The organism is Chamaesiphon sp. (assembly GCF_041737865.1).
Taxonomy (GTDB): domain Bacteria; phylum Cyanobacteriota; class Cyanobacteriia; order Cyanobacteriales; family Chamaesiphonaceae; genus Chamaesiphon.
Window position 1 is genome coordinate 1 of the sequence record NZ_JBGSQZ010000060.1, and the last position, 5882, is coordinate 5882.

The window sequence follows — 5882 nt, forward strand, 5'->3', positions numbered from 1 at the left end:
AGCGATTTAATTCGAGCTGTTGATGATTTTCAGCATCGTATCAATCGATCGCCTATTTCTCTTGCCGATCGATTATGGGTGAAAAATCACCTCGATCCTGAAGAAGAGAAACTACGGGTTTCATGTTAGACGGGGTTTATAAATAAATTATAAATAAATTATAAATAAATTATTTTGATAGTTCAGGTTAGTCTGGTATAAAAGCTCACTCGATTGATTGGTGCGCCTACATAGATCGATCGAGTTTGCGTTACGGCTGGTGCCAAGTAAGCCCGATACGAACCCAAACTCACTTACTCCTTTACTAGCGTCAGATTAGACATCTAGGCTAGGGAGTAGCTGGTCATTTAGGAGGATATGGAGCCAAAAGTTATATTTGTTCATAGATCGCGATTGAAGTGCGATCTAGTTCAAGTAGTTGGGCATAATTTAGAGATACACACGCTGTAGGATCGGCACTTACTACTTTTATAGAACCCATTTGAGATCTTTGGAGCATCAAACAGATACTGGTGGGGCGGGCGGGTTTGATGGGCAGATGACTGTATTAAGCCAGCATTTCTAGCATAAACAAAGCCATCTACAGATCCATACAGCTCGATCGATGTATCTGGAACTTCAATAATACAAATCGTAGGAGCGGGTTTATGCTAGAAATTATCGATTTTGCGGTTGCGCTGTTCGATATTAAACGAACCCGCCCTCCCCACTAGAAACCTGACTAATCTCTAGATCCCTGTCAAATAGAAAGAGATGCTTACCAGTACTGAAATCAAAAATATGCTAGATGCCGAGCTACCGACGATCCGCGTTCTATTAGCGGAATCAGATCCCCTAGAGATCGATCGAATCCGATCTACCATCAATCGCGAATTTCAAGTTGGCATGAAGGTTGCCAAAAGTTATCACGAACTTTTGGCAAGTATCGAGCGAGAACGACCACAATTAGTAATTTTGGGAAAAATAGATAGATCCAGTTACTCGGAGATTGCCCAAGAATGTCACAAAATTCAGACGTCGCTACCGATCGTACTGCTCTCTTCACAAGGAATAATTATTGATTCTTTTCGCCAACTAGTAAAAACTTGTGGTTTGACAGACGTAATCGGCAAAAATGGTAGTTTAAATCAACTATTGCAGAAATTAGCCGAAACCATCTCCGAGCATTCCGATCTTCAGCCACTAGGAAAGACAGATCTACCTACTCGGCAGAATCTGACGAGTGAGCCACTAGGCAAGCCAACAGGATCTGTCGCTCAACTCATCCGTCAGCCAGCCGCTAAACTTTTAGGACAGCCGATCTCAGGGAAAATGATGCTCGCTGGGTTGGAAGAGATCGTCACCATTAGTAACAACTACTTTGGCCCTTTAGCTCAGGGTAACTACTGGCGCAAGACACACGCTCGGATCGTTGATGAGTTTCCATTTATTGCGAACTGGTCGGCAGATCACTTCAGCAAAATCGATTGTCAGGCTAATATCTTAGAGCGGGAATTAACAGATGAAGATATCCAAAGTTTGCAGGTCTGGGTAATGATGTTTGTTGAAGAATGCGAACGAATTGTTGTTGATTATCGCACGACCTTAAAGAATTCCAATCTCTCGCCATCAGCAAAGAATCTTCTAGCTACGTCCTAACCACAACCAAATCACGATCCCATGACAACAATTACGATAAGTATTGACGGTAAGCAAGTGCCAGCAGAGCACAATTCTACCCTGCTGTCCGTATTTAGGGAACACGATATCTTGGTGAATCAAATTTGTGGCGGACAGGGCATGTGTGCTTCTTGCCACTTTTTTATCATTAATGGTGCGGATGCGCTGACGGCACCGACACAGCAAGAACAGATGACACTTCAGTTTACCAAGATCGATCGTCCTGGTGCGCGGCTAGCCTGTCAAACCCGTGCTATCGGCGATGGGATCGTCATTGAGTTGCCCACTGGAACCTTCGTTGAGTCAGAGCAGGATTTAGAACAAGAAATTGGCAAAAAAGCCAAGCAGACGCTGATTCACCCGATGACTGGGGAGGTACTGGTAGAGGCTGGCAAACTGGTGATGCGATCGGCTCTAGAAAAAATGAAGGATGCCAGCAGCAAGTTTGCGGCTAATTTCTCCAGAAAGTGAAATTGATAGTAATAACGATCGATAAGTTGGGTTAACTAAGTGTAGCTGGCTACCAGTCGATCGCACAGGCTCTGCATTCTCGTCACGTTAGTTATAAAGGATCGTCACAACAAAGTTATACTATGATATCTCAAGCTCAAAGACAAGTTTCCCAGGATCGTCGGATTTTAGCTCGCTCTGGTCAAGGCTCGGCTCATTACAGTCGTTCCAAATTCTTCAACTTTGATGTGGAGCAGGGGCTGATTGAAGACTACCATCATCAGCGCAATTTACTAGTCGGAGAGGACTTCATTGTCTCTTTGTTAAAGGGGCTAGAACACGAAGTCGGTGACGCAGCAGGATGGTTGTGTTATCAGATTGGGTTTGAGTGGGGCAAGGAAGATGCCGTGCTGTTTCAGTCTTGGTTTAAAGAGTTTTACAACTTGACGATCGAAACGACCAATCTTGCCTTCGCGCTGGAAACTTGGTGGTGGCCATTTACAGCACAGGGATGGGGTACTTGGTCTCCCAATCTCAGTGGTCGGGAAAGTGGTTTTTTCTATATCGATTTGTATGATTCGGCAGTAGCCAAATCGCTCGGATATGTCGGCAAACCAGTTTGTCATCTGTATTCAGGATTGTTAGCTGGCTTTTTTAGCGTTGCTTTCAAGCAAAATCTATGTAGTACCGAAATCCAGTGCTATGCGATGGGTAATGATTTTTGCCGCTTTTTGGTCGGTTCCGAAGACCGCATTCAAGCTGCTGAATTTTGGATTACTGCTGGGGCTAATGCCAATGAAATAGCCGAACGTTTTGAAGCTGGCGAATTTCCAGCCGAATCCGAACTAGAGATCGACGCAAGTACAGTATGAGCAGCCGCAAACATCAAAAGTTAAAAAGGCATCCTTTAATTCGGTTGATTCGATCGATCTTGAGACTAATTCGGACTGTCTTCAGACCGAAAAAACGTCCTGCTAGATCGATTAGATCGATCGTCTTAGATCCCGTCCGCCCAAGTAACGCTGACAATCGGCTGGGGAGCGGGTCTGTCGAGATCGCGGCAGAATTAGTAATCCAGCCGAAAGATCCATTCGTTGAGACAGTGGGTGAGTTATTCGATCTGGTGCAATGGCAAATTCCCCCAGTCATCACTCAACCAATCTCAAAGATCGTAGTTGCTCGGACTAGCTCAGTCAGTCATGTCCAGCATTCATCGATCGCCACGGTGGGCGAGTTACTCGGACAGGTGAAATGGCAGCTTTCCCCAGCCACAGGGCAACAAAGCTCAAATCCCAGCCCAATGGTTCGGACTTTTGATGTCTCTAGAAATTAAAGATCGCAGCCAAAAGTCGATCGGGATAGCTCATCGAGTTGGCACTCTGTTCCGAGTGTCAAATTGGGACAAGTTATGTTTTATTTAGATGGAGTTAACAAATGATTACGTTATTAGAAGCACTGGTCGAAGGGGCAGATGGATCTTATGCAAATAAGCAAGATCTCCGCAATTTGGAACACGCCATGTTTTCTTGGGCAGAGCGCAAAGAAGCTTATCTGGCAGTCCAGAATAGTGAAAAATCGATTATCGATCGAGCGATGACACTAATTTTGGAAAGTAAAACCGTTCCAGTCGATCGCGCAATGGATGAAGCCAGAGTCGAGTATTGTCGCCGCGATCTGACTTTGGCTTTGAGATCTTACGCGCTCGGAATGCTATTACAAGATGAGGAGATGTTAAAGGAGCGGTTCTTATATTGGCAGAAAAGTGTGCTGCAAGCGATGGGTTTGCATCATTATTATGGCGTTCAATTTGTATTAGATTCAATTTGTGTCGAGCTGCCCAAAGAACAGGCTAACTTATTTAAACCTTACTTTAAACTTGGTCAAAACATAATTATGTCTAATTAAAATAGCCAGCAAAATGTTTAATTAGATCTCGATTTCTAGCTCTTAATGTTTCAATCATGACTGAATCTACCATTTCTATTCCGGCAAATTGCTTTAATCCTAAAGGCTATGTCAAATCCCATCCTGCTTCGGGATTGTTGTCTACTCGGCATGGAGATCGCTTGATTGCCATCCCCGAAGTACTATTACGCAGTATCCCCAAAATCTTGCGGGTGGAAGCGGGAGAAGCTTCCTATTTAGCTCTGTATACTTTTGGCGATAACTGGGGCAAAACTTTTGGCGATCGCATGGTACAGGATATGGTGAAATATTATCGCCAGCCGATCCTCTCCACGATCGCCAGTGAATTTTTTGTGAATGTCCAATCGGTTTGGGCAGTTCATGGTTTAGGCAAACCCTCTGTCGATTTTAGTTTAGCCGAGCGGGGACTTGTAGTAGTGACGATCGCCAACTCTGGCATCAATAGTGGTACAACTGTCGAACCCAATCCCACCTACCGTTCCTTTAGTCTAGAGGCGGGTTTTCTCGCGGGCTGGTTCTCCAACCTCACGGGTAAGCCGCTCCGAGCATGTGCCAGCAATTGGAGCGAAGCTGGAGCCTCGCTCCAGTTTTTGATCGGCAGTATCCCACAGATCGAGTCGATCGAACGATCCCATCTCCAAACCGGAATGCTGACTCCTGACATGTTGCAATCTCTTTAATTGGGGAGAATCGACAATTATCAATTATCAATTATCAATTATCAATTATCAATTAATTGAATAAACCTATGTCTGTCACCGTTATATTTTTGCCCGATCGCATCACCGTCACTGCTGAACCAGGCGAGCCATTGCTCAACGTTGCCGAGCGAGCTGGAGTCTCGATTCCGACTAGTTGTTTGAGAGGTGTTTGCTATGTCTGTAGAGTGGCCATCGAAGGGCATGAAAATCCCGTTCGGGCTTGTATCTCCACTGTTCCCAGCAACGAATTATCGATCGTGCATCGTTATGTGGCTACGGCTTAATCTTTTTTCGATCGCGAAGTCATCGATCGAGAGTACAATGCCAATTAGTTCAAATTCGATCGCCAACTAGCTATGACGGGCAGACTGATAGTTTTAACTGGGCCTAGTGGTGTCGGTAAAGGGACATTGCTCGCAGCTTTATTAGCCAGACATCCCGAACTATATTTGTCGGTCTCGGCTACCACCAGATATCCCCGTGAAGGTGAGGTAGAGGGTGTTCACTACTATTTCTATACCCGCGATCGATTCGAGCAGGCGATCGCCACTGGAGCACTGATCGAGTGGGCGGAGTTTGCAGGTAATTATTATGGTACGCCGACGGCACCAGTCCGCGAACAACTCGATCGAGGCAAATCGATAATTCTCGAAATCGAATTAGCCGGAGCCAGACAAGTTGCCAAAATCTTTCCTGATGCGCTGAGAATTTTTATCTTACCACCGGATCTGACAACCCTTGAAGCACGGATTCGCGATCGTGGTACTGACAGTGCCGAGGCAATTTTTCGTCGCTTGGAGCAAGCGACAGTAGAAATCGCCGCTCAACATGAATTCGATCGTCGGATTGTCAACGATGACTTTGAGACAGCTCTCGATGAGTTAGACAGGTTAGTTATCAGTATTTAATCTCGATCGTTTGTATTTACATATTGCCACGAAGCTAGCAGATGCTACTTGTGCGATTCGTTGATTAGTGAATCGCGGTAAACAGTCCGTACATAAGTAATCCAAGCTGGCTACTATACATGTAGCAACGTACAGGCTTGAACTGTCCGAGGAATGAAGGTGAAAGTCCTTCTTCTCAAACTCAGAGATAACTCCTTATCTGCCCACGCCGAATAGACTCGGAAATCTATAGAGCGAA

8 protein-coding genes are annotated in these 5882 nt (G+C 45.2%); all 8 read left to right on the plus strand.

The genetic code is table 11. The annotated features are described in order from the left end of the window. The first annotated feature begins 753 nt into the window (after positions 1-753). Entirely contained in the window at positions 754-1638 is an 885-nt protein-coding gene (locus tag ACEW9J_RS04525) for a hypothetical protein (RefSeq protein WP_373543947.1), read from the plus strand. A 21-nt stretch (positions 1639-1659) separates the two neighbouring features. Further along, positions 1660-2130, plus strand: a complete 471-nt coding sequence (locus ACEW9J_RS04530; protein ID WP_373543948.1) for a 2Fe-2S iron-sulfur cluster-binding protein — start codon at positions 1660-1662, stop codon at positions 2128-2130. A 122-nt stretch (positions 2131-2252) separates the two neighbouring features. Continuing rightward, positions 2253-2981, plus strand: coding sequence for a V4R domain-containing protein (locus ACEW9J_RS04535; RefSeq protein WP_373543949.1), 729 nt, complete (start codon positions 2253-2255; stop codon positions 2979-2981). Continuing rightward, positions 2978-3442 carry a hypothetical protein gene (locus ACEW9J_RS04540; protein WP_373543950.1) on the plus strand — a complete coding sequence of 155 codons (465 nt, stop codon included), beginning with the start codon at positions 2978-2980 and terminating at the stop codon, positions 3440-3442. Before ACEW9J_RS04535 ends, ACEW9J_RS04540 begins: the two co-directional genes overlap by 4 nt. A 101-nt stretch (positions 3443-3543) precedes the next feature. Beyond that, positions 3544-4014, plus strand: a complete 471-nt coding sequence (locus tag ACEW9J_RS04545) for a phycobilisome protein (RefSeq protein WP_373543951.1) — start codon at positions 3544-3546, stop codon at positions 4012-4014. A 56-nt stretch (positions 4015-4070) separates the two neighbouring features. Next, on the plus strand, positions 4071-4715 hold the full coding sequence (locus ACEW9J_RS04550) for a hypothetical protein (RefSeq protein WP_373543952.1): 645 nt from the start codon (positions 4071-4073) through the stop codon (positions 4713-4715). Positions 4716-4783: 68 nt separating this feature from the next. Continuing rightward, the gene (locus ACEW9J_RS04555; protein WP_373543953.1) at positions 4784-5020 is read left to right on the plus strand and encodes a 2Fe-2S iron-sulfur cluster-binding protein; all 237 of its coding nucleotides are present in this window, start codon (positions 4784-4786) and stop codon (positions 5018-5020) included. Between the two features lie 72 nt (positions 5021-5092). Then, positions 5093-5644, plus strand: a complete 552-nt coding sequence (gene gmk / locus ACEW9J_RS04560; RefSeq protein WP_373543954.1) for a guanylate kinase — start codon at positions 5093-5095, stop codon at positions 5642-5644. Positions 5645-5882: the final 238 nt, after the last annotated feature.

Bases quoted from the DNA above. Each gene is read 5' to 3' on its own strand.
- gmk (WP_373543954.1), top strand. From the start codon at position 5,093: ATGACGGGCAGACTGATAGTTTTAACTGGGCCTAGTGGTGTCGGTAAA.
- ACEW9J_RS04550 (WP_373543952.1), top strand. From the start codon at position 4,071: ATGACTGAATCTACCATTTCTATTCCGGCAAATTGCTTTAATCCTAAA.
- ACEW9J_RS04530 (WP_373543948.1), top strand. From the start codon at position 1,660: ATGACAACAATTACGATAAGTATTGACGGTAAGCAAGTGCCAGCAGAG.
- ACEW9J_RS04535 (WP_373543949.1), top strand. From the start codon at position 2,253: ATGATATCTCAAGCTCAAAGACAAGTTTCCCAGGATCGTCGGATTTTA.
- ACEW9J_RS04525 (WP_373543947.1), top strand. From the start codon at position 754: ATGCTTACCAGTACTGAAATCAAAAATATGCTAGATGCCGAGCTACCG.
- ACEW9J_RS04540 (WP_373543950.1), top strand. From the start codon at position 2,978: ATGAGCAGCCGCAAACATCAAAAGTTAAAAAGGCATCCTTTAATTCGG.
- ACEW9J_RS04555 (WP_373543953.1), top strand. From the start codon at position 4,784: ATGTCTGTCACCGTTATATTTTTGCCCGATCGCATCACCGTCACTGCT.
- ACEW9J_RS04545 (WP_373543951.1), top strand. From the start codon at position 3,544: ATGATTACGTTATTAGAAGCACTGGTCGAAGGGGCAGATGGATCTTAT.